Raw genomic sequence first — 21,897 nt, 5'->3', positions numbered from 1 at the left:
CAGAAAAAGGACGGCGCGATGCCCGGTACACCTGAAGCCTCCCATGTAGTCAAGGTTTCGGATGCGCCGAGCCCGCGCCGTCTTTTGTCTACGGAGAAGGTCTATGAAGGCCGGATCTGGGATGTGGTGAGCGACAGTTTCCAGTTGCAGGAGACGGGCGAGGCCCTGACCCGCGACTACATCGACCACCCAGGTGCCGTGGCAGTCCTGCCCATGAACGGCGACGGCGAGGTCCTCCTGCTTAAGCAGTACCGGCACCCGGTGGGCATGGAACTCTGGGAGATCCCGGCCGGCCTGCTCGACATCGAGGGCGAGGATTTTGTAGTCGGCGCGGCCCGGGAACTTGCCGAAGAGGCAGACCTCGCCGCCGGCACCTGGAACGTGCTTGCCGATTTCTTCAACTCGCCCGGGTCCTCCAGCGAAGCGATCAGGATCTACCTGGCCCGCGACCTGACCGAAGTGCCCCATCATGAACGCCACGAGCGGACGGATGAGGAAGCGGAGATCGAGTTCCACTGGATCAGTCTCGATGACGCCGTGGCCTCCGTGCTGGAGGGGCGCCTCCACAACCCCTCCGCCGTCGTCGGAATCCTTGCAGCGGCGGCCGCGCGGGCGGACAACTACGCGAACCTCCGTCCTGCCGATGCACCCTGGCCGGCGCACCCCAGCCAGCGCTGATGGCTCCATCTCCTTCGGCTGAAGCGGTACCCCCGGTCGATGCGGCAGGGGACGTGCCCGCAGCCGCCCCTACCGCCATCGACCGTGGCATCACCGACTACCTGCAGCACATGGGTGTGGAGCGGGGGCTGGCCGCCAACACGCTTGCCGCCTACCGCCGCGACCTTGCCCGGTACTCCCGCTACCTCGACGCTTTGGGATGCCGGCGGCCCGAGGACATCACACGACACCACGTAACCGGATACGTCCGCGCCCTGTCGGACGGGTCCGACGGCGGCTCGGCCCTCGGCGTCAGGTCGGCGGCGAGGACAGTGGTGGCCGTCCGCGGGCTGCATAAGTTCTGGGCCCTGGAAGGTTTTACGCCCTCGGACCCCGCCAGCGAGGTCCACCCGCCCATGGCCGGCAAGAGGCTGCCCAAAGCCATCACCGTTGACGAGGTAACCAGGATCCTTGAGGCCGCCGGAACAGACACGGCAACGGGGCTGCGGGACCGCGCCCTGCTGGAATTCCTCTACTCCACCGGAGCGCGCATCAGCGAGGCGGTTGGCCTGGACGTTGACGACATCTCCCTGGCCGAACCTGAATCGGGACCAGCCATCGTCCGGCTCTTCGGCAAGGGGTCCAAGGAGCGGCTCGTGCCGTTGGGGTCCTATGGTGCCCGGGCCCTGGACGCCTACCTGGTGCGCGGCCGGCCCCTGCTGGCGGCCAAGGGGAAGGGCACACCCGCACTCTTCCTGAACGCCCGCGGCGGCAGGATCAGCCGGCAGAGTGCGTGGACCATCCTGAAGACCGCCGCCGAAAAGGCCAACATCACCAAGGACGTCTCACCCCACACCCTGCGGCATTCCTTCGCCACGCATCTGCTTGAAGGCGGCGCGGACGTCCGGGTGGTCCAGGAGCTTTTGGGACATGCCTCGGTGACCACCACTCAGGTGTACACCCTGGTCACGGCCGATACGCTGCGCGAGATCTACGCCGCAGCTCATCCGCGCGCACTCGGCTGACATCGCCTGGGAACAGCTGCCTGGATGTAGTCCGGGACATTTAGGGCAGCGCCTCGATGGTCAGTTCCACCGGGCCCAGGAGGAATGCCAGCACCGACGTGCCCATCCCCGCGAGCAGCATCAGTCCCGGATGCGCCAAGCCGATCACCACCCGGTGCAGCCGGGCGCGGCCACGCAGGAATGATTTCGGCACCCGCGAGAACGCAGGGACCTGCCGCCAGCCGCGAAGCCTCCGCAGGAACCAGGCGCACCGGGCAACGAAAGCCAGCCACAGCACAGCCACCACAATCGGGAACAGGGCTGCCATCACGGTGAAACCCAGAGCGGTCACCTCACGCTCGGAATCGCCGGCCAGGGCCTGGATGGTGGTGGAGATGGAGGCACTCAGCACCACCGATATGGCCCACACGATGAAGGCCGCAACGAGCGCCAGGAAACGGACGAAGAACAGGCCCAAAACCGACTCCCGCGCAGGCCGCACGTGGCGGCGGGGAGTCACATGCAGGACGGCCAGGGTGCTGATAAGCGTGGGCAGGGCAGCCGCGGCCACCAGCAGGTACCAGGTCCAGCCTGCCAGGTCCACGAATTCGTCGATGACAATCAGCAGTGTCCAAAAACCGGCCCAGGCCCAGCCCCAGTACAAAGGGTTGCGCACCAGCCACTCCGGCAGGCGGGCATCAAGGGCCGAAATGCGGGCCGGCCGTATCCCGGGTCCGGTTTCAGGAGTCACACGTAGAGCTTGGCATAGTCAGCGCCCCTGCGGCTTCTTCGCGGACAACTCTCCCACCCCATAGGCTTGGGCGCATGACTGCAGCAAGGGTGACTCTCTGTTTCCTGCTCCGCGACGGGGAGTCCGGCCCGGAGGTGCTCCTGGGCCTCAAACGGACAGGCTTCGGCACGGGAAAGATCGTGGGGATCGGCGGGCATGTGGAACCGGGGGAGAGCGACGGCGAAGCGGCCGTCCGTGAAGTCATGGAGGAAACCGGTGTCTCCCTGCGGGTGGAGGACCTCACGGATGCCGGGGCGGTCAACTTCGTCTTCCCCGCGAAGCCGGAATGGAATATGAGTACCCGGCTCTTCACTGCCAGGACGTGGCAGGGTGAACCGGCGGACAGCGACGAAGTCCTGCCGGAGTGGTTCCGGACCGACACCCTGCCCGTTGAACGCATGTGGCAGGACGCCGACCACTGGCTGCCGGTGGTCCTGGAAGGCGGCAAGGTCAACGTGGTGGTCACCCTGAACGACGACAACGAAACGGTCGCTTCCTCGGTGAGCATCCTGCCCTAGGCAGTAAACGCCCGACGGCGGGACGGTCACCTCCGTGGCCGTCCCGCCGTCGTACTCCCGAAAGGCCCTACTGCAGGTGCCGTTCCTCCGGGCCGACGTATTCGCTCAGCGGCCGGATCAGCGAGTTGGAGTCCAGCTGCTCCATGATGTGCGCCGTCCAGCCCGTGATGCGGCTGGCAACGAACAGCGGCGTGAAGGTTGCCGTGTCGAAGCCCATGAGGTGGTAGGTGGGTCCGGCAGGGTAGTCGAGGTTGGGTTTGATGGCTTTGGCCTCGTCCATCGCCTGCTCCAGGCCGTTGTACAGGCCCAGGAGTTCAGGCCGGCCGTAGTGCGCGATCATCTTGTCGAGCGCGGCCTTCATGGTGGGCACGCGGGAGTCGCCGTGCTTGTAGACGCGGTGGCCGAAGCCCATGACTTTCTTCTTCTGTGCCAGTGCATCTTCCATCCACGCCCTGGCACGGGCGGCTGCGTCCTCCAGTGATTCCTGGGGGCGGATGCCGATTTCGTCGAAGGTGTGCATCACGGCTTCATTGGCTCCGCCGTGCAGGGGGCCTTTCAGGGCACCGATGGCTGCGGTGACGGCCGAGTGGAGGTCCGAGAGGGTGGAGGTGACAACCCGGGCGGTGAAGGTGGAAGCGTTAAAGGAGTGTTCGGCGTAGAGGATCATCGACACGTTGAAGGCCTCCACAACCTCCGGCACCTGCTCTTCGCCAAAGGCCATCCAGAGGAAGTTGGCGGAGTAGCCCAGATCGTCGCGTGGTTCGACGGCGTCCTGGCCGTGGCGGCGGCGCTGGTCGTAGGAGACGACGGCGGGCATCGCCGAGAAAAGGTCGATCGCCTTGGCCATGTTCGCCTCCCGGGAGGAGTCTTCGGCCAGCGGGTGCCGGGCGCCCAGCACGGACGCCGCGGTCCGGCACACGTCCATGGGGTGGGCGGTGGTGGGAAGCGCGTCGATGACCTGTTTCACCACGGGGTCCAGGGCACGGCCCGCGCGTTCCCTGGCCGTGAATTCCGCCAGCTGGTCCGGGGTGGGCAGTTCCCCGTTCCAGAGCAGGTAGGCCACTTCTTCGAAGCTGCAGCGGGCGGCCAGCTCCTGGACCGGGTAGCCGCGGTACAGCAGTGAGTTCGTGTCCGGGTTGACCTTGGAGACGGAGGTGTAGTCCACCACGACGCCGGCGAGACCCTTTTTGATGTCCTGTTCAGCCATGCTGAAACTCCTTTGTTCCTGTCGCCTGTTGAAGCCGGCCGGAGCCGGCGGGGTCGTTAGTGCGTTCCGGGGACCTGGAAATTAAAGACCCCTGTGTCGAACCGGTTGTAGCCCTCGTAGTCCACCAGCTCGTACAGCCGTGCACGCGTCAGCATGCTGCCAACCTGTGCTTCCTGCGTTCCCTCTGACCTGATCGAGTCCAGCGTACGCTCGGCGGCGCCCATGGCACTACGGAGGAGGGTGACGGGGTAGATGACCATGTTGACGCCGGCCCCCTGGAGCTGCTCGGTGGTGAACAGGTCGCTCTTGCCGAATTCGGTCATGTTGGCCAGGATCGGGACGTCGACGGCGTCGCGGATGGCCTGGAACTCGGTGAGGTCCTTCATGGCTTCGGGGAAGATGGCGTCCGCGCCGGCGTCCACCAGGGCTTTGGCGCGGTCCTGTGCCGCTGCCAGTCCGTCGGTGGCGCGGATGTCGGTGCGGGCCATGATGAGGAAGTTGGGGTCACGGCGGGCGTCGGCTGCGGCGCGGATGCGTTTGGTGGCGGTGTCCAGGTCCACCACGTTTTTGCCGTCGAGGTGGCCGCAGCGTTTGGGGTTGAACTGGTCCTCGATGTGCAGCCCGGCCAGGCCCGCGTTTTCGATTTCCTGGACGGTGCGGGCCACATTCATCGGTTCGCCGAACCCGGTATCTGCGTCCACGATGGCGGGCAGGTCCGTCATCCGGGCAATTTGCCCCGCCCGGGTGGCCACTTCGGTGAGGGTGGTCAGCCCGATGTCCGGCAGGCCGAGGTCGTTGGCCAGGACCGCGCCGGAGATGTAGACCCCAGCGAAGCCCTTCTCCTGGATCAGCCGGGCCGAGAGCGGGTTGAACGCGCCAGGGAACTGCGCGATGCTCCCGGAGGCCAGGAGTTCGCGGAACCGGATCCTTTTTTGCTCGGGCGTGACTTTTGAGTACAGCATTAGAAGAGTCCCTTGGGTGCGGCGTCGAGGTCGATGACGCCGGGGGCGGCGGTGATGTTCAGCTGGTCCAGTTCCCCGGCGGCGAGTTCGGGGAGGCGTTCGACGGCGGCGAGGAACCGGTCAATTTCGGCCTCTTCCACGAGGCCGGCGGCGAGGGTACGGAACTTGGTGACGTACTGCTTGCGGCCGAAGGGCCGGGCGCCGAGCGGATGGGCGTCAGCCACGGCGATCTCATCAGTGATGACGGTGCCGTCGGTGAGGGTGATTTCCACGGAGCCGCCGAAGGCTTTTTCGTTGATGTCCAGGGAGTGGTAGCGGCGCGTCCATTCCGCATCTTCCTCGGTGGACACCTTTTGCCACAGGTCCACCGTGTCCGGGCGCGCGGCGCGTTCCGGGGAGTAGGAATCGACGTGGTGCCAGGCCCCGTCCTGCAGCGCGACAGTGAAGATGTAGGGGATGGAGTGGTCCAGCGTCTCCCGTGAGGCGGTGGGGGAGTACTTCTGGGGATCGTTGGCGCCGGAGCCAATGACGTAATGGGTGTGGTGGCTGGTTTTGATCAGCACCGACTTCACATTGGCCGGGTCCGTGGCTTCGGGGTGTTCGCGGTGAAGCTTCCGGGCCAGGTCGATCCAGGCCTGGGCCTGGTATTCGGCCGAATGCTCCTTGGTGTAGGTGTCCAGGATGGCGCGCTTGGCCTCACCGGGAGTGGGGAGCGGGACCTGGTAGGAGGCGTCGGGGCCGTCGAGCAGCCAGGCGATCACGCCGTCTTCGCCTTCGTAGATCGGCACGGGGGAGGTCTGGCCGCGCATGGCACGGTCCGCAGCTTCCACGGCCATCTTCCCGGCGAACGCGGGGGCGTGGGCCTTCCAGGTGGAGATCTCGCCCTTGCGCGACTGCCGCGTCGCCGTCGTCGTGTGCAGGGCCTGTCCCACGGACTGGAAGATCGTCTCGACGTCCAGGCCCAACAGGGTACCGATCCCGGCCGCGGCGGACGGACCGAGATGGGCGACGTGGTCGATCTTGTGCTTGTGCAGGCAGATCGCCTTGACCAGGTTCACCTGGATCTCGTACCCGGTGGCGATACCGCGCAGCAGGTCGCGCCCGCTGGAACCCACGTGCTGCGCGACGGCCAGGATCGGGGGAATGTTGTCGCCGGGGTGGGAGTAGTCGGCGGCGAGGAAGGTGTCGTGGTAGTCCAGTTCGCGCACCGCCACGCCGTTCGCCCACGCGGCCCACTCGGGGGAGACCCGTTCACCGATGCCGAAGACCTTCGCGCCCTTGCCCCCGGTGCTGGGGCGGTGAGCGAGTGCCTGGGCCCGGGCGGCTACGATCGGTGCACGGTTCAGCGATGCGATGGCCACCGAGGCGTTGTCGATGATCCGGTTGATCACCATGTCGGCCACCTCGGCGGTGACCTCCACAGGGTCAGCGGCGACCACGGCGATCTTGTGGGCCAGCTGGTCCTCGCGGGGAAGGTTTTCCTCGCTCTTGTACACGCGGACGTGGTGTTCCTGAACCATGGTGCTCCTTTAGGGGGATGTGGACGTGTTGTGCAGGGAAGTGGAGGTGGCTTTGATGTGGGAAAGGCTGCGATGCAGATGCAGCGTAGTGGCGGCCTGCGCGAGCCGGGGGTTGCGGTCGGCAATTGCCTCGGCGATGGCCGCGTGCTCGGCTGCCGCGGCCGTCAGCCGCGCTGCGTTGTCAGCTGCCATCCGTCGAATGCGGACCAGATGCACCCTCAAACTCCGCATGGCCTGCACCAGGTAGGAGTTGGAAATTGCCGCGTCTATGGCCGCATCCAGATCACTGACCAGGCCGTAGTAGTCATCGACGGCGGGCGTGTCGCCGGTGACGAGCGCCGGGGCCGCCAGCAGGTCGGCCTGCAGCCTCCGGAATGTGGCAGGCTCGCCGCGCTCTGCGGCAAGCGCCGCAGCCCTTCCTTCCAGTGTCTCCCGGAGTTCGAAGAGTTCATCGATGTCAGCCAGGGAGATGGCGGTGACCATCACGCCGCGCCCGCCCGCCGTCGTCAGGCCTTCTGCAGTGAGGCGGCTAAGCGCTTCCCGGAGCGGCGTGCGTGAAACCCCCAGGCGCCCTGCTTGTTCCACTTCGGCCAGCAGCGTGCCGGGCGGAAGCCGCCACTCCACGATGTCGTCTCGCAGTGCCCTGTAGGCGCGTTCGCTTGCCCGCACTGCTGCTCCATTCCTTCGGCTTTCCAACTCAGTGTATACAAGCAACGGAGAAAAGGAAGACCCCGACCTGAAAAGGGCACCAGACCGGTGGACAGTGTATACAGCTGACCGCTACCGACCGCTCCAGCGGTATTCATTTTCCGGCCTGCCCGGCGTCCCGTACCGCGCAGTCCGGGACACGGTGCCGGCGTCGGCAAGATACTCAAGGTACCGGCGGGCAGTAACCCGGGACATCCCCAGCGCATCCATCACTTCGGTGGCGGACACGGCGTCGTGCTGCTGCCTCACGAAGTCCTGGACCGAGCCCAGCGTGGAGGCCGAGAGCCCCTTGGGCAGGGGAAGTTCGGAGGGGGCCCGCAGGCTGGCGAACGCCTGGTCCACTTCGCTCTGGGATGTGGCGGACTTTCCGGACGCTGTGCCCGGGCCTGCAAGTTGCTGGCGGAACTGCCGATAGCTTTCGAGCTTGTCCGCAAAGGTGGCGAACGTGAACGGCTTGATGAGGTACTGCACCACTCCGATAGCCACGGCACTGCGCACAATGGCCAGCTCCCTGACGGCGGTGATGGCGATGATGTCGGCAAGAATGCCGGCCGAGCGCATCCGCCGGGCAATGTCCAGCCCGTGGAGATCGGGCAGGTTCATGTCCAGCAGGACCAGCTCCACGGGGTTGCCTGCTGCCGAAAACTCGTTCAGCAGCCGAAGGGCGGACTGGCCGTCCGGGGCGGTCCCGGCGAGCGCAAACCCCGGAACACGCCCCACGTAGGCTGCGTGTGCGGCGGACGCGATGGCCTCGTCCTCAACGACGAGGACCCTTATGTCACTCACGCGTCATGCTCCTTCTTCGGGGACAATGTTGCCTCTGGGGACAATGCTGCGGGCAGGAACACTTCGAACTTGGCGCCGCGCCGTCCGTTGATGGTCAACGTACCTCCCAGCTGCTGTACAGCCTGGCGGACCAGGGCGAGCCCGATGCCCCGCCCGCCCGGCCCGGCGGGCTTCGTACTGTATCCGTGCCGGAGGATGTTCTCCACCGAGCCGGGATCAATCGGTGCACCGGAATCGTGGACGGCGATGTCGAGGCCTTCCTCGTCGGATTCCACCGTCAACTCCACCCGCCGGGGAGGCGTTCCCTCCGCGGCGGCATCGATGGCGTTGTCCAGCAGGTTTCCGAGGATGGTCACCAGGTCCTGCACGGCGATGCCCTCCACCGTGCCCGATCCCAGGGCGGCGACATCCAGCTGGACTCCCCGCTCATGGGCTTCCGCCACCTTTCCCATGACCAGCGCGCCCAATACCGGCTCGTCCACCGAGCTGACCATGTTGTCCGTCAGCTGCTGGCTGAGCTCCAGGTCCTTGGTGGCAAAGTCCAAGGCCTCCCGGGTGCGGCCCAGCTCCAGAAGCGAAACCAAGGTGTGGAGCCGGTTTGCATGTTCGTGGGTCTGTGCCCGCAGGGCGTCGGAAAGGGTCCGCATCGTTTCCAGCTCGTTGCCCAGGGCCTCGATTTCGGTCCGGTCGCGAAGGGTGGCCACTGTGCCGTAGACCGGGGTCCGGCCCCGGCTGCCGGCCGTCTCGGGCCCCTTCGCCGGCCCCTGGTTCACCACCAGGACCCGGGATCCGGAGAGGACTATTTCGTCCTTTGCGCTGCGGCCGGATTCAAACAGGTAGCGGAGCTCCTCGTCGAGGGGCAGTTCCGCCAGCGACGGCGGGCTGGTGGGGTCCTTGCTGCCCGTCTCATCCAGGCCCAGCAGCTCGGCGGCCTGGTCGTTGTACATCACCACTCTGCCTTTGGTGTCGATAAGGATCAGCCCTTCGCGGACTGAATGCAGCACGGACTCGTAGTAGGCGAAGAGCTGCGACAGCTGCTCCGGCCCCCAGCCCCGGGTGACCCGGCGAAGGTACCTGCCCAGCAGCCAGGACGCCAGGGACCCGCCCACCAGCAGGGCAAGCCCGATGGCCAGCAGGGCAGGCAGGCGTGCGGCGAAGGCGACGTCCACTGTCCCCACCGTGACGCCCACCGCCACCAGCGCCTTGACTGCACCGCCGGCGTCCTTGACCGGAACGATGGTCCGCACGGACGGGCCGAGGGTGCCAGCGGTGACCTCGGTGAATTCATCACCGCGCAGTGCAGCGTCAATGGAACCGATATAGGGGCGGCCGAGCTCTTCGCTCCGGGGATGGGTCCACCGCGTCCGGTCCGGAGCCATGATGGTGATGAAGTCGACGTCGGCACTGGCCATGACGTCCATGGCATAGGGCTGCAGGAGGGACGTGGGATCGTCGGAATCCGCCGCCTGCAGCACGAAGGGGCTGGCAGCAATTGCGTCCGCAATTCCTGCCATCCGCAACCCGGCCTCGTCGTAGGTGCGGTCACGGGCGTCGACATAGGTGGCGGATCCGACGATCGCGATAAACACCACCACGATCAGCAGGTTCGCCACGAAGAGCCGTCGGGCGATACTCCAGCGGTGGATCATCTGTACCTTCCCGCGCATCTTCCATGACGGTTATCTGCGCCACGACCAATATGAACGCAACGGTGAGCTGGGTCACGGCGTACCCAATGATGGATATCACACCGCAGGACGTGTTGAGCCCAGAGAATGTGCCCGCAGCGTCTACCAGATTATCCATAAGGAGACACATCATGGCTTCTCAACGAGGAGAGTCGCTCGACACCGTGAAGACGCGGCGCAAGGGCATCGACAAATCGCATTACCTCTACATCGCCGTCATCGCCGCCGTGATCCTGGGCGCCGTCGTCGGCCTGATGTTCCCCGAGGTGGGCAAGTCCCTCAAGCCCCTGGGCGACGGGTTCATCAAGCTCATCAAGATGATGATCGCTCCGGTCATTTTCTGCACCATCGTGCTGGGCATCGGCTCCATCGCCAAAGCTGCGACCGTGGGCAAGGTGGGCGGCCTGGCCCTGGGTTACTTCGTCCTCATGTCCACGTTCGCGCTCGGCATTGGCCTGGTTGTCGGCAACCTGATCCACCCCGGTGAAGGCCTGAAGCTTGCCCCTTACGATCCCAACAAGAAGGCGGAAGTAGACAGCACCGTCGCCTTCCTGCTCGGAATCATCCCGGGCGACATTCCGGTCCTCCCCACGTTGTTTGCTGCCATCCTCGTAGGGTTCGCCCTCCAGAAGATGGGCCCGCAGGGCGCCCCCATCCTCAAGGCCATCGGCCACGGCCAGGTCCTCGTCTTCCGCATCCTGATCATGATCATGTGGCTTGCCCCGGTCGGTGCCTTCGGTGCCATCGCCGCCGTCGTAGGAGCTACCGGCTTCCAGGCCATCGTCAGCATGTTCACGCTGATGGCCGCCTTCTACATCACCTGCGCCCTGTTCATCGTGATCATCCTCGGCGGCCTGCTCAAGGTGGTCACCGGCGTCAACATCTTCAAGCTCATGAAGTACCTGGGCCGGGAATACCTCCTCATTTTCTCCACCTCATCCTCCGAAGCCGCCCTGCCCCGCCTGATCGCCAAGATGGAACACCTCGGCGTCTCCAAGCCCGTCGTCGGCGTGACCGTACCCACCGGCTACTCCTTCAACCTTGACGGCACCGCCATCTACCTGACCATGGCGTCCCTCTTCGTGGCCAACGCCATGGGCACGCCGCTGGACCTCGGCGCACAGATCTCCCTGCTGATCTTCATGATCATCGCTTCCAAGGGTGCTGCTGGCGTCACCGGCGCCGGCCTGGCCACCCTTGCGGCAGGCCTGCAGGCCCACAAGCCCGAACTGCTGGGCGGCGTGGGCATGATTGTCGGAATAGACCGGTTCATGTCCGAGGCCCGCGCCCTGACCAACTTCACCGGCAACGCCGTCGCCACCGTCCTGATCGGCACGTGGGTCAAGGAGATCGACGGCGACCAGGTCAACAGCGTTCTCTCCGGCCAGGAGCCCTTCGACGAAGCAACCATGCTGGCCCACCACCACGGTGATGCCGCTCCCGAGCAAGCCGAAGCCCGCACCGTTCCGGTCAACGCCTGACCCCTTGGCCCGCCTTCTGGAAACCGCCCCCGCAGCCAACGCTGCGGGGGCGGTTTTCTGCACCCGGGCAGGAAACCTTCGACCTCAACTAGAGGGTCAAGGCTCAACATCCGCGAAAAGTCAAGTTCCGTTGAATACCGTGTCGGTCGCTGTAACCTTGGGATCAAGAACGAACGGCGCTGGCCATCCAGCGGCAGGAAATCACCGTCATCGAAAGTGTGGATAGATACGTGAGCAGCGAACAGGGTTCAGCAACTCTGGAGGGCACGGAATTCGACCTGGAAAACGCGGTGATGGGTCCCACGGGGCGCCCATACCGCGAGTTCCCGGAACCCGCGCCGCTGTCCTCCCACGGTCCGGCCCGCGTCATCGCCATGGTGAACCAAAAGGGCGGCGTCGGAAAAACCACCTCCACAATCAACCTTGCCGCGGCGCTGGCCGAATATGGCCGCCGTGTGCTGCTGGTGGACTTCGATCCCCAGGGTGCCCTCTCGGCCGGCCTGGGCGTCAACCCCCACGAGCTCGACCTCACCGTCTACAACGTGCTGATGGACCGCAAGGTGGACATCCGCGATGCCATCCACCGGACCGGCGTGGAGAACGTGGACCTCCTGCCGGCGAACATCGACCTCTCCGCCGCGGAAGTGCAGCTGGTCAATGAAGTAGCGCGTGAACAGGTGCTGGACCGCGCGCTGAAGAAGGTTGAAGACGACTACGACGTTGTCCTCATCGACTGCCAGCCGTCCCTGGGCCTCCTGACCGTCAACGCCCTCACCGCGGCGCACGGCGTGATCATTCCGCTGATTTGCGAATTCTTCGCCCTGCGCGCGGTGGCGTTGCTCGTGGAAACCATCGACAAGGTGCAGGACCGCCTCAACCCGCGGCTGCAGGTGGACGGTGTCCTCGCCACCATGTATGACGCGCGGACGCTCCACAGCCGCGAAGTCATCACCCGGCTGGTGGAGGCTTTCGGGGACAAGGTCTTCGAAACCGTCATCAAACGGTCCATCAAGTTTGCTGACGCCACCGTGGCTGCCGAGCCCATCACCAGCTACGCCGGAAACCATGTGGGCGCCGATGCATACCGCCGGCTGGCCAAAGAGCTGATCTCGCGCGGCGGCGCACCCTAGCCACGCCGTGGCCGAATCCAAGCCCGGCTTCGAGGTGCGGCTGGCCAACTTCACCGGTCCGTTCGACCTCCTGTTGGGACTGATCGCCAAGCACCAGCTGGACATCACTGAGGTGGCGATCGCCACCGTCACGGACGAATTCATCAAGTACATCCGCAAGCTGCAGAAGCTCGGTGAGGAATGGGCGCTGGACGAGGCCAGCGAGTTCCTGGTCATCGCCGCCACGCTGTTGGACCTCAAGGCCGCCCGCCTGCTTCCGGCCGGCGAAGTGGAGGACGACGAGGACATTGCACTGCTCGAGGCACGCGACCTCCTGTTCGCGCGGCTTCTCCAGTACAAAGCCTTCAAGCACGTGGCCGGCCTCCTGGGCGAAACCCTCCACCAGGAAGGCCGCCGCTTTCCCCGCCAGGTGGCGCTGGAGGAACACTTCGCCGCGATGCTGCCCGAACTCGTCTGGAAGCACACTCCGGAACAGTTCGCCGCCCTGGCAGAGGCGGCGCTGAGGCCGAAGGCTCCGCAGCCTACCGCGGTGGGGCTGGCCCACCTGCACGGCGCCAACGTGAGCGTCAAGGAACAGGCGGAAATTATGGGACTGCGCCTGCAGCAGGAATCCCCGCTGACTTTCCGGGCGCTGATTTCCGACGCCGATTCCACCATGGTGGTGGTGGCCCGGTTCCTGGCGCTCCTGGAACTGTTCCGGGACAAGGCGGTCTCCTTCGACCAGCTTTCGCCGCTGGCGGACCTGGCCGTGCATTGGACTGCGGGAACAGGGGACTGGTCGGCGGACAACCTGAGTGAGGAATACGAGGAGCACCTGTGAACGGGCAATTGCCGGACGGCGCAACGGATGTTTACAGCCTGCCGGGCGGGGCGAAGGCTGCCCTTGAGGCGGTGCTGATGGTCCTGGACCAGCCGGCCACTGAGGAGGAGCTGGCTGCGGGGCTTGACCTGACCGTTGATACGGTCAGGGCACTGCTCGAAGAACTGGAGCGCGAGTATAGCGGCTATACTGTTAAAGCCCCGGATGTGGAAACCGCCAGCGTTGCTGGTTTCGGCTCCACCCCCCGGGGTTTTGAATTGCGGAACATCGCCGGTGGCTGGCGCATCTACTCCCGTGCAGACTTTGCCGACATTGTGGGCAAGTATGTGCTCGAGGGGCAGACGGCCAGGCTCACCCAGGCAGCATTGGAAACGCTCGCGGTCATTGCGTACCGGCAGCCGGTTTCCCGGGCACGGGTGTCTGCGATTCGCGGGGTCAACGTTGACTCTGTCGTACGGACACTTGCCCAACGCGGGCTGATTGAGGACGCGGGAACCGATCCCGAGTCAGGCGCCATCCTTTACCGGACCACGTCATACTTCCTGGAACGGATGGGAATCAGCTCAGTCGCGGACTTGCCGCACCTGTCCCCGCACCTGCCGGGGCTGGAAGGCATCGCAGAGTTCTACGACGCCGACAGGATGTAGGCCGGAACTTCCGGCATGCACAAAATATTTATCAGGGCAGAGTAATTCTGCACGGCTGGCTAGGGTTGTCTGTGACACCTTTGACAGCCAAAACATTGAAGGACGGGTCATGACACAGGCGGGACGCCAGGGTTCACCACGTAACAGTTCGGGACGCAACAATTCCCAGCGCAACACCTCCCAGGGCGGCAATTCAGCGGGCGGGTTCCGCAGCGGCGCCCCCAAGCGGGCCGGCGGGTTCGGCAGCGGCGGGCCGCAACGCGCACCCAAGCCGCGCGAGGAGCGCTTCATCGATCCGGATTTGGCTTCGGACGGGCCCCAGCAGGGCCGCGGTGCGGATGCCAGGGCGGCCAAGCCCTCATCCCGGAAGCCGGCAGCCCGCAAGCCGGGAGCCAAAAAAGCCCCGGGCACTCCGGGCGCCCTCAAGCCGAAGCCCCGCACCGGCGCTCCCGGAGCAGCCGCTTCCCGTGCCTTCGGCAGCGAACGCTTCGGCCAAAACCTTGGCCCCGTCCGCAGGCCGTCCCGGAAGAAGGGACCCCGTGGCGACGTGCCCCAGTCGGAACTCCATGACGCCGACGGCGTGCGCCTGCAAAAGGTCATGGCCTCGGCCGGAGTTGCGTCCCGCCGCGTCTGCGAAGAGATGATTGCCGAAGGCCGCGTGGAAGTGGACGGACAGGTGGTCACCGAGCTCGGTGTCCGCGTGGACCCCAAAACGGCCGTCATCCACGTTGACGGACTGCGGATCCAGCTGGACGAGAACCTCGTCTACATGGTGTTCAACAAGCCGAAGGGCGTTGTTTCCACCATGGAGGATCCCGAGGGGCGTCCCTGCATCAGCGACTTCCTGAAGAACAACAAGAACAAGGGCGAACGGCTCTTCCACGTGGGCCGCCTGGACGTCGCCACCGAAGGGCTTTTGCTGCTGACGAACGACGGCGAACTGGCCAACCGCCTGACCCACCCCTCCTACGAAGTCCCCAAGACCTACCTGGTCCAGGTCCGTGGCCCGTTCCCGCAGGGAATCGGGGCGCAGCTCAAGGAGGGTGTGGAACTGGAGGACGGTTTTGCGTCCGTTGACTCCTTCCGGCTTGTCGACTCCACTCCCGGCCACGTCCTGATCGAGGTAGTGCTGCACTCCGGCAAGAACCGCATCGTCCGCCGCCTGTTCGACGCCGTCGGCTTCCCGGTCCTGCGCCTGGTCCGCGTCAAGGTGGGGCCCATTGGCCTGGGTGACCAGCGCCAGGGCAGCATCCGCAACCTCGGCAAGCAGGAAGTCGGCCACCTGCTGGCATCCGTAGGGCTCTAAGGCATGTCCGCCTTCAAAAGCCAGGGCCGCGGCCACCTGGATGGTCCGGTGGTGGTCATCGGGACCGGGCTCCTCGGAACCAGCATCGGGCTGGGCCTTCGGGGGCGCGGCGTGCCGGTGTTCCTCTCCGACCCTTCGCCCACAAACCAGGCGGTAGCTGTTGACATCGGCGCAGGGCGGCCGCTGCCGGAATTGGGCAGCAGCCGTCCGCAGTTGGTGGTCGTCGCCGCGCCGCCGGACGTCACAGCCGACGTCGTCCGGAAGGCACTGGCTGACTATCAGGACTCGGTGGTGGTGGATATTGCCAGCGTCAAGGCCGATATTCTGGCCCGGCTCCGGGGCAGTGGCGTGGACCTTTCGCGCTACGTTGGAACGCATCCAATGGCAGGGCGGGAAAAGTCCGGCCCGGTTGCAGCCCGCGGGGAGCTGTTCACCTCCATGCCCTGGGTGGTCTGCCCGTCAGAGGAAACCTCGGCTGCCGCCCTTCAGACGGCCCGGTCACTTGGCAACGACCTCGGCGCAGTGGTGTCCCAGTTCACGGCTGACGAACACGACGAAGCCGTCGCGCTGGTCTCCCACCTGCCCCAGGTGATGTCCTCGCTGCTGGCCAGCAGGCTGCAGGGAACACCGCTGCATGCGTTGTCCCTGGCGGGCAACGGGCTGCGGGATGTCACACGGATCGCGGCCAGCGACCCCACCTTGTGGGTGCAGATCCTCGGCGGAAACGCGGCGAAGGTGGTGGAGATCCTCTACGGCGTGCGCGAGGACCTGAACCGCCTCATCGGAACCCTGGAACAGCCCACGGCACCGGGCGCCAGGCTGGACCTTGCCCAGCTCATCAGCGAGGGCAATGCGGGCCAGGCCCGCATTCCCGGGAAGCACGGCGGTCCGCCGCAGGCGTATTCCTGGCTCACCGTGCTGGTGGACGACAGGCCCGGCCAGATTGCACGGCTGCTGACCGAAATTGGTGAAGTCGGGGTGAACGTTGAAGACCTGCGGCTCGACCATTCATCCGGACAGAACGTGGGCATGGTGGAATTGTCAGTGTTGCCGAACAAGCACGACCACCTGATCGAAGCATTAAACGACCGCGGATGGCGGGTACTTCAGTAATGACACAAGAACTCCTCGACACCATGCCCGCCCTGCGCGTCGGCAGGCCGCTGGTGGTTGCCATCGACGGGCCCTCGGGGTCCGGCAAGTCCAGCGTCAGCAAGGAAGTGGCCCGGCGGCTCCGGATCGCCTACCTGGACACCGGGGCCATGTACCGGGCACTGACCTGGTATTGCGTCACCAACGGCATCGACCTGGACGATGCCGCCGCCGTTGAGCAGGCTTCCCGGGACCTGGTGCTGGACCTCAGCACCAGCCCGCGGGAGGAATTCGTCCGCGTGGACGGTGTTGACGTCACCGACGCCATCCGCGAGCCTGCCATCTCCTCGGCGGTCAGCGCCGTCGCCACCACCCTGGGCGCACGGACTGAGCTCATCCGCCGGCAACGGGCGCTGATCGAAAAGCACCACCGCCGCATGGTGGTGGAAGGCAGGGACATTACCACCGTCGTCGCGCCCGGAGCCGAAGTGCGCATGCTGCTGACCGCCAGCGCAGAAGCCCGGCTGCGCCGGCGCGGCATCCAGCTTGGCGGCACGCAGAATGCGGAGCAACTGGCTGCCCAGGTGACGCACCGCGACGCCAAGGACTCCACAGTAGTGAACTTCACGCAGGCTGCCGACGGTGTAGTAACGCTGGACTCCTCGGACCTTGACTTCGAGCAGACCGTGGACGCTGCCCTCGTCATTGTCACCAAGGTCCTCAACCGTGACTGACGGCAGGCCGGGGGTGCCCTCCGGCTGGACCATGGCCTGGAGCCGGCCGGTGGGCTGGGCCCTGGACCATCTCGTCTACCGGACATCGGTGACCGGGAAGGCCAATGTCCCCACCGGGGGACCGGTGATCTTCGCCGGCAACCACATCAGCTTCCTGGATGGGCCCGTGATGTTCGGCGCCTCGCCGCGGCCCATGCACATCCTGGTCAAGCAGGAGATGTTCAAGGGATTCCTGGGCCGGGTGCTGACCGCTTCCGGGCAGCTGCCCGTGGACCGGCAGGGTGACCGGGCTGCGCTGCAGCGCAGCAAGGACCTCCTCGCCGCCGGCCGTTGCGTCGGAATCCTCCCTGAAGGAACCCGGGGGAGCGGTGAAGCCTCCGATATCAACGGCGGCGTAGCCTGGCTCGCCCTGAATTCCGGAGCGCCCGTAGTACCCGTGGCCATCCTGGGAACCCGGGCCGGGGACGAGCACCTTGACTTTGTGCCGCGGCCCGGCAGGAGGTTCCATGTCAGCTTCGGAACCGCCCTTACTTTAGGCCGCCGGGCCGGGGAAAGCGGCCGTGCTTCAATGGACAGGGCGGCGCAGGAGATCCGCGCAGCACTGGCCGGGCACGTCCGCGATGCCATCCAACTCAGCGGGCAGCCCCTGCCCTTCGCTGAAACCTCCAAAGACTTAATAGCAGTAGCCGGGACGCCGGCAGATGACCACTAAGGACAGTGCAATGAGCGATACGACTCAAACCCCCGGCCATTCCGGCGCCGGCGAAGACGAATACACGCCCACGGGCACCGACCAGGTTGCCGAACGGCTGGCGGCCATTGACGACGACGAGGCAGAGCTCCGCGCGGCCTCCCTCCGGGCAGGCCTGGAGGACTACGACCTCGACGAGGACGACGCCGCGCTGCTCAGCGGGGAATACGGCGACGAAGACTTCGACGGCCCCGTCAAGCTAGATCCTGTCCTGGCCATCATCGGACGTCCCAACGTGGGCAAGTCCACCCTGGTCAACCGCATCCTGGGCCGCCGCGAAGCCGTGGTGGAGGACACTCCCGGCGTGACCCGCGACCGCGTCATGTACTCGGCGAGCTGGAACGGCCGCAACTTCACCCTGGTGGACACCGGTGGCTGGGAGCACGACGCCCGCGGTATCCACGCCCGCGTCGCCGAGCAGGCCGAGATGGCCGTTGAACTCGCCGACGCCGTCCTGTTCGTCGTCGACTCGGCTGTCGGTGCCACGGCTACCGATGAAGGCGTAATGAAGATGCTGCGCCGCAGCAAGAAGCCGGTCATCATGGTGGCCAACAAGGTGGACGACTTCGCGCAGGAGGCGGACTCGGCCGCTCTGTGGGGCCTTGGCTTCGGCGAGCCGTACCCGGTCTCGGCGCTCCATGGCCGTGGCGTGGCGGACCTGCTGGACCACGTCATGGACGTGCTGCCCGAATTCTCCACCATTGAAGGGCTGGAACGCTCTGGCGGTCCGCGCCGCATCGCACTGATCGGCCGCCCGAACGTGGGCAAGTCCTCGCTGCTGAACAAGCTGGCCGGGACCGAGCGCGTCGTTGTGGACAACACGGCCGGAACCACCCGTGATCCCGTGGACGAATTCATCGAACTCGGCGGCCGCACCTGGCGCTTCGTGGACACGGCCGGCATCCGCCGCCGCCAGCACATGGCGCAGGGCGCTGACTACTACGCCTCGCTGCGGACGCAGGCCGCGCTCGAAAAGGCGGAGGTCGCCGTCGTGCTTCTCGCCGTTGATGAGGTCCTCAGCGAGCAGGACGTCCGGATCCTCCAGCTGGCCATCGAGTCCGGCCGTGCCATGGTCCTGGCGTTCAACAAGTGGGACCTGCTCGACGACGAACGCCGCCGCTACCTCGAGCGCGAAATTGAGCAGGACCTGGCGCACGTGGAGTGGGCGCCGCGCGTCAACATCTCGGCAAAGACCGGCTGGCACAAGGACCGACTGGTGCCGGCGCTGGACCTGGCCCTGGAAAACTGGGACAAGCGCATCGCCACCGGCCGCCTGAACGCCTTCCTGGGCGAATTGGTGGCCGCGCACCCGCACCCGGTCCGCGGCGGAAAGCAGCCCCGCATCCTCTTCGGCACCCAGGCCTCGAGCCGTCCGCCAAAGTTCGTGCTGTTCACCACCGGTTTCCTGGACCCCGGCTACCGCCGGTTCATCACCCGCCGGCTCCGGGAAACCTTCGGCTTCGAGGGCACGCCCATCGAAGTCAGCATGCGTGTGCGGGAAAAGCGCGGCAAGAAGCGTTAATTGCGACACACCAGGGCCCCGAATCCCGGAAAGTGTCACAGGCACCCTCTTGGATCGTGTAAGCTCTTCTAGGTGGTTCGGCCGGACTGCTGGTGGAAATCCTCGGAGGAATCCTTGGATGAAGCACAGCGGAGAACGGCGGAACTAACGGGCTGTAGCGCAGCTTGGTAGCGCACTTGACTGGGGGTCAAGGGGTCGCAGGTTCAAATCCTGTCAGCCCGACCGCATATGAAAGGCCGCCTTCGGAAAAATCCGGAGGCGGCCTTTTGGCATTTTAGCCCTCGTGCGCAACTGCTAGGCGCACCGGCACGCTTCGTCAGCGGTGCGTGTAGACCACAATGACGATGTACTTCCAGTCTCCGTGATGATCCTTGTAGTACACGCGCTGGTGGCGGTGGTCGCAGTCCCTGTCATACCGGCCATCACGATGATGTGAGTAATGGTTGTGATGATGGCGGGCATCGTGGTGGTGACACTTCCGGTCCTTGTCCTTCCGGTCCCTGTCGTGGGAAGACCAATTACGGTCATCGCCGCCGGCAAAAGCGGGGGCAGCCGCTATAGCCCCTCCGCTGACAGCCAAACCTGCGGCCAGGACGGTAGAGGCGAACGTACGGGTTACTTTGTTCATTGCACTTTCCTACTGTGATCGAATGATCGATGACCCGCAGGAACAGGAGGGCATGCAGGGGAAACGTCCGTCATGGGACGCTGTCCGTTACAGTGTTGGCCGCCTGTCTGCGGCGGAGGCTCAAGCCCGTAAAGTGCGCGTGAAGCACCGCGCTTGAGGATGCCAGTGCAGTCAGGATGTAAACCTAGAAATTCCCCCGGCTTACATCGAGAGGTGCGCTGTGGTGATGACTTAACACACGGAAAAGGCCCAGATAGGCACTCTGTGTGAGGAATGAGCGCCGGTTTCTGGACCCTCACGTAATCAGTTCCGTCCGCCCGTTTGATGCGCTGGGGCGTCGTGTTTTCCACGATAGTGACGCGCACCCCGGGTGTGAAGACCTCTGACTGTAATAGGGGAGGCTCCGGCAAAAAAAGGGGGTTGCGCTGTTTCTACTTCAGGAACTTCGAGGTCCGCCGGTCCGCGAGGATCTTGCCCTTGGTCTGGCACGTAGGGCAGTACTGCAGCGCCGTGTCCGCAAAGGAGACCTCCCGGACCGTATCCCCACACACAGGACAAGGCTGGCCGGTCCTGGCATGGACGCGCATGTGGCTTCGCTTCACGTCCTTGAGGTCCTTGGGCGGCTTGCCGCTTGCTTCTGCCACCGCAGTGCCGAGGATGTCATGGATGGCGTCGTACAGGACCTGCACCGTCTCCCGGTCCAAGGACCTGGCCGGGGCGAAGGGCGAAATCCGGGCCGCATGCAGGATCTCGTCGCTGTAGGCGTTGCCGATTCCGGCGATCACGCTCTGGCTCCGCAGGAGCCCCTTGATCTGCTGCGAACTGCCACCGAGGATCTCCGCCAGCATGCCGACGTCGAACGCTTCAGCGAAGGGGTCCGGACCCAGGGTGGCGATCCCCGGAACTTCCTGCGGGTCCCGCACCACATAAATGGCCAGGCTCTTTTTCGTCCCGGCTTCCGTAAGGTCAAAACCCCGGTCACCTTCCGCCCCCGCGAAAACGAGCCGGGCCGCGATGTGGCCGTTGCCCATCTTCAACTGTCCGGCTGTGGGGGAATCCGTGAAGCGGATCCACCCTGCCTTGGCCAGATGGAACACAAACGAGATGCCACCGGTGTCAATGCTGATGAACTTGCCAAACCGCTGGACGCCGGTCACCGTACGGCCCTCCAGCGCCGTGAAGGGTGGATCAGCCGTCTTGAGCACGGCGAAGGAGGCAATCTGCAGTTTGGCCAGGACAGAGCCCTGCAGTTGTTCTTTCAAAAACCCGGCCAGACCGGCCACTTCGGGAAGTTCCGGCATGGCTTACCTGCCTGGCCCCGGGCATCCGGCGTCAATGCGCGCGCTCATGCGACCCATCTTGTCAGAATCCCCGGTAAACGCCGCGGCAGATGTGCCTATACTTTCAGCGGCGGCCTGTTCCCGGCCCCAGTGACCTTGGTGTTTGACCCGATGAAAGGCCCCCGATGAGCAACATTCCCGAAGACCTGTCCTACACCGCTGAACATGAGTGGGTAACTGCCCCCAATGCCGACGGCGTGGTCCGCGTGGGCATTACCGACTTCGCCCAGGACGCGCTTGGAGATGTTGTTTACGCCCAGATGCCGGAAATCGGCACCAAGATTACGGCAAACGAAGTGGTGGGTGAAGTGGAGTCCACCAAGAGCGTCAGCGATATCTACGCCCCGGTTTCCGGCGAAGTAGTGGCCCGCAACGAGTCCCTGGACACTGATTCGGCGCTGATCAACACTGATCCGTACGGCGACGGCTGGTTGATTGAGGTCAAACTCGCCGAAGCTGACGCCGTTGACTCGTTGCTCAGTGCATCCGAGTACGAACAACAGGTAGGCTAAAGCTAACCGGTACATCCGGTCCGGCCCCGCGTCGCAGGCAGGACGTCTTCGCACGTCAGCGGCCGGATGGGGAGCCGGCGCCGGACCTGCTTTA

22 protein-coding genes and 1 tRNA gene are annotated in these 21,897 nt (G+C 65.3%); 14 read left to right on the top strand and 9 right to left on the bottom strand.

The features are described from left to right. Window positions 1–18: 18 nt before the first annotated feature. Window positions 19–678: an NUDIX domain-containing protein gene (locus ACZ9BC_RS16120; RefSeq protein WP_476246802.1), complete on the top strand. Its 660-nt coding sequence runs from the start codon at window positions 19–21 to the stop codon at window positions 676–678. After that, complete coding sequence (gene xerD, locus ACZ9BC_RS16115; protein ID WP_476246801.1) at window positions 678–1,682, top strand: site-specific tyrosine recombinase XerD; 1,005 nt, start codon at window positions 678–680, stop codon at window positions 1,680–1,682. The genes ACZ9BC_RS16120 and xerD overlap by 1 nt, the downstream gene beginning before the upstream one ends. A gap of 40 nt (window positions 1,683–1,722) precedes the next feature. On the opposite strand, the gene ACZ9BC_RS16110 is transcribed toward xerD, so the two are convergent. Continuing rightward, a complete protein-coding gene (locus ACZ9BC_RS16110; protein WP_476246800.1) occupies window positions 1,723–2,412 on the bottom strand; it encodes a hypothetical protein in 690 nt (229 codons plus the stop codon). Between the two features lie 74 nt (window positions 2,413–2,486). On the opposite strand from ACZ9BC_RS16110, the gene ACZ9BC_RS16105 reads away from it, so the two are divergent. After that, on the top strand, window positions 2,487–2,969 hold the full coding sequence (locus ACZ9BC_RS16105; RefSeq protein ID WP_476246799.1) for an 8-oxo-dGTP diphosphatase: 483 nt from the start codon (window positions 2,487–2,489) through the stop codon (window positions 2,967–2,969). Between the two features lie 67 nt (window positions 2,970–3,036). Here ACZ9BC_RS16105 and ACZ9BC_RS16100 read toward each other — a convergent pair whose 3' ends face one another. The 6 genes from ACZ9BC_RS16100 to ACZ9BC_RS16075 all read right to left on the bottom strand — a co-directional run bounded on the left by ACZ9BC_RS16100 (window position 3,037) and on the right by ACZ9BC_RS16075 (window position 9,801). Continuing rightward, a complete protein-coding gene (locus tag ACZ9BC_RS16100) occupies window positions 3,037–4,176 on the bottom strand; it encodes a bifunctional 2-methylcitrate synthase/citrate synthase (RefSeq protein ID WP_476246798.1) in 1,140 nt (379 codons plus the stop codon). Window positions 4,177–4,232: 56 nt separating this feature from the next. After that, window positions 4,233–5,138 (bottom strand): methylisocitrate lyase, encoded by a 906-nt coding sequence (prpB, locus tag ACZ9BC_RS16095; RefSeq protein WP_476246797.1) that lies wholly within the window; start codon window positions 5,136–5,138, stop codon window positions 4,233–4,235. Then, window positions 5,138–6,658, bottom strand: coding sequence for an MmgE/PrpD family protein (locus ACZ9BC_RS16090; RefSeq protein ID WP_476246796.1), 1,521 nt, complete (start codon window positions 6,656–6,658; stop codon window positions 5,138–5,140). Before ACZ9BC_RS16090 ends, prpB begins: the two co-directional genes overlap by 1 nt. A gap of 9 nt (window positions 6,659–6,667) precedes the next feature. Then, on the bottom strand, window positions 6,668–7,327 hold the full coding sequence (locus ACZ9BC_RS16085) for a GntR family transcriptional regulator (RefSeq protein ID WP_476246795.1): 660 nt from the start codon (window positions 7,325–7,327) through the stop codon (window positions 6,668–6,670). A gap of 111 nt (window positions 7,328–7,438) precedes the next feature. Then, window positions 7,439–8,152 carry a response regulator gene (locus ACZ9BC_RS16080; RefSeq protein WP_476246794.1) on the bottom strand — a complete coding sequence of 238 codons (714 nt, stop codon included), beginning with the start codon at window positions 8,150–8,152 and terminating at the stop codon, window positions 7,439–7,441. After that, on the bottom strand, window positions 8,149–9,801 hold the full coding sequence (locus tag ACZ9BC_RS16075; protein WP_476246822.1) for a sensor histidine kinase: 1,653 nt from the start codon (window positions 9,799–9,801) through the stop codon (window positions 8,149–8,151). The genes ACZ9BC_RS16080 and ACZ9BC_RS16075 overlap by 4 nt, the downstream gene beginning before the upstream one ends. 170 nt (window positions 9,802–9,971) lie before the next feature. Between ACZ9BC_RS16075 and ACZ9BC_RS16070 the strand changes: the two genes are divergently transcribed. The 10 genes from ACZ9BC_RS16070 (at window position 9,972) to ACZ9BC_RS16025 (ending at window position 19,545) form a co-directional block, all read left to right on the top strand. Continuing rightward, entirely contained in the window at window positions 9,972–11,321 is a 1,350-nt protein-coding gene (locus tag ACZ9BC_RS16070) for a cation:dicarboxylate symporter family transporter (RefSeq protein WP_476246793.1), read from the top strand. 230 nt (window positions 11,322–11,551) lie between these two features. Beyond that, complete coding sequence (locus ACZ9BC_RS16065; protein ID WP_476246792.1) at window positions 11,552–12,451, top strand: ParA family protein; 900 nt, start codon at window positions 11,552–11,554, stop codon at window positions 12,449–12,451. A 7-nt stretch (window positions 12,452–12,458) separates the two neighbouring features. Then, on the top strand, window positions 12,459–13,271 hold the full coding sequence (locus ACZ9BC_RS16060) for a segregation and condensation protein A (RefSeq protein WP_476246791.1): 813 nt from the start codon (window positions 12,459–12,461) through the stop codon (window positions 13,269–13,271). Next, complete coding sequence (gene scpB / locus ACZ9BC_RS16055; RefSeq protein WP_476246790.1) at window positions 13,268–13,918, top strand: SMC-Scp complex subunit ScpB; 651 nt, start codon at window positions 13,268–13,270, stop codon at window positions 13,916–13,918. Before ACZ9BC_RS16060 ends, scpB begins: the two co-directional genes overlap by 4 nt. 109 nt (window positions 13,919–14,027) lie before the next feature. Continuing rightward, window positions 14,028–15,224 (top strand): pseudouridine synthase, encoded by a 1,197-nt coding sequence (locus ACZ9BC_RS16050; protein ID WP_079597203.1) that lies wholly within the window; start codon window positions 14,028–14,030, stop codon window positions 15,222–15,224. Window positions 15,225–15,227: 3 nt separating this feature from the next. After that, a complete protein-coding gene (locus ACZ9BC_RS16045; protein ID WP_476246789.1) occupies window positions 15,228–16,337 on the top strand; it encodes a prephenate dehydrogenase in 1,110 nt (369 codons plus the stop codon). Beyond that, window positions 16,337–17,050, top strand: a complete 714-nt coding sequence (gene cmk, locus ACZ9BC_RS16040) for a (d)CMP kinase (protein ID WP_476246788.1) — start codon at window positions 16,337–16,339, stop codon at window positions 17,048–17,050. The genes ACZ9BC_RS16045 and cmk overlap by 1 nt, the downstream gene beginning before the upstream one ends. 31 nt (window positions 17,051–17,081) lie before the next feature. Beyond that, a complete protein-coding gene (locus ACZ9BC_RS16035) occupies window positions 17,082–17,762 on the top strand; it encodes a lysophospholipid acyltransferase family protein (RefSeq protein WP_476246821.1) in 681 nt (226 codons plus the stop codon). 10 nt (window positions 17,763–17,772) lie between these two features. Further along, window positions 17,773–19,323 carry a ribosome biogenesis GTPase Der gene (gene der / locus ACZ9BC_RS16030; protein ID WP_079597199.1) on the top strand — a complete coding sequence of 517 codons (1,551 nt, stop codon included), beginning with the start codon at window positions 17,773–17,775 and terminating at the stop codon, window positions 19,321–19,323. Window positions 19,324–19,471: 148 nt separating this feature from the next. Continuing rightward, window positions 19,472–19,545 (top strand) — tRNA-Pro (locus ACZ9BC_RS16025). 94 nt (window positions 19,546–19,639) lie between these two features. Here ACZ9BC_RS16025 and ACZ9BC_RS16020 read toward each other — a convergent pair. Next, window positions 19,640–19,951 (bottom strand): hypothetical protein, encoded by a 312-nt coding sequence (locus ACZ9BC_RS16020; RefSeq protein ID WP_476246787.1) that lies wholly within the window; start codon window positions 19,949–19,951, stop codon window positions 19,640–19,642. A 431-nt stretch (window positions 19,952–20,382) separates the two neighbouring features. Further along, a complete protein-coding gene (locus ACZ9BC_RS16015; protein ID WP_476246786.1) occupies window positions 20,383–21,252 on the bottom strand; it encodes an Fpg/Nei family DNA glycosylase in 870 nt (289 codons plus the stop codon). A 164-nt stretch (window positions 21,253–21,416) separates the two neighbouring features. Here ACZ9BC_RS16015 and gcvH point away from each other — a divergent pair, with 164 nt between their 5' ends. After that, window positions 21,417–21,803: a glycine cleavage system protein GcvH gene (gcvH, locus tag ACZ9BC_RS16010; protein WP_079597196.1), complete on the top strand. Its 387-nt coding sequence runs from the start codon at window positions 21,417–21,419 to the stop codon at window positions 21,801–21,803. Window positions 21,804–21,897 lie beyond the last annotated feature (94 nt).

The sequence above is a fragment of the Pseudarthrobacter sp. TE3704 genome (assembly GCF_056279405.1).
The sequence above is the reverse complement of the archived record's forward strand: the minus strand, read 5'-3'. Positions and strand labels throughout refer to the sequence as shown.